The sequence below is a fragment of the Ideonella sp. P3_A4 genome (assembly GCF_056403075.1).
Genome location: NZ_JBFUGE010001223.1, coordinates 1 through 850 on the forward strand (window position 1 = coordinate 1; position 850 = coordinate 850).

At 63.4% G+C, this 850-nt stretch carries 1 protein-coding gene; it reads left to right on the forward strand.

Going from position 1 to position 850, the window contains the following annotated elements; genetic code table 11:
- Positions 1-257: 257 nt before the first annotated feature.
- Positions 258-683 carry a response regulator gene (locus AC1DYI_RS37160; RefSeq protein WP_477209074.1) on the forward strand — a complete coding sequence of 142 codons (426 nt, stop codon included), beginning with the start codon at positions 258-260 and terminating at the stop codon, positions 681-683.
- Positions 684-850 lie beyond the last annotated feature (167 nt).

The window sequence follows — 850 nt, forward strand, 5'->3', positions numbered from 1 at the left end:
CGTCCACGATGCGGCCACGCGCTGCTCAGCTCGGCAGCGGCGGATGACAAGGCCATTCGAGGACGAACTCGGTCAGAACCGGTTCGTTCATTTTTTTGACCCCCTGATGCGGCGGAGTCTAGGCCAAGGGAACGATGTTGTCTTGCGCAGTCCGACACATCCCTCGTGGTCTATTGTTCGCGGCTTCGGTGCACCCTATGATGAATCGAAGGCCGTGCTCCGTGAGGTGCCCGTCGCCGAAACATTCGAGTGTCCGCATGCCCCTGCCGGCCGATCTTCTTCCGTCGTCACGCATATTGGTCGTGGACGACACACCGGCCAACCTCGCGCTGGCTGTGGTGGTGCTTGAGGTCTCGGGTTGTCAGGTCTTGACCGCCGAAAGCGCGGAGCAGGCCCAGTCACTCCTGAGCACCGTCGTGCCCGACCTGATCTTGATGGACGTGGCGCTGCCCGGCATGGATGGGCTGACCCTGACGCGGCTGCTCAAGGCCGACAAGCGCCTGCAGCATGTGCCGGTGATCGCCTTGACTGCATTCGCCATGGATGGCGACGAACTCAAGGCTTTGCAAGCCGGCTGTGACGGCTACATCACCAAGCCGATCGATACGCGGTCCTTGCCGACGCAGATCGAGCAGGTGCTGCAGCGGGCTGCCAGGCGACGCGAGGAGGCGGCGGGAGATTGATGACGCCCACCCACGCCGCGCTGGCTTGCGGGTTCAGTGCTTCAGCGGCGTCGCGATGAACGCCCCCTTGCTGCCTGCGCCGACGATCACGCCGTCGTCGTTGATGTCATAGATCCACAGGTCGCGCCAGTCTTCGGCGCTGTCGTCGAGCAGGGCAGACAGAAAGT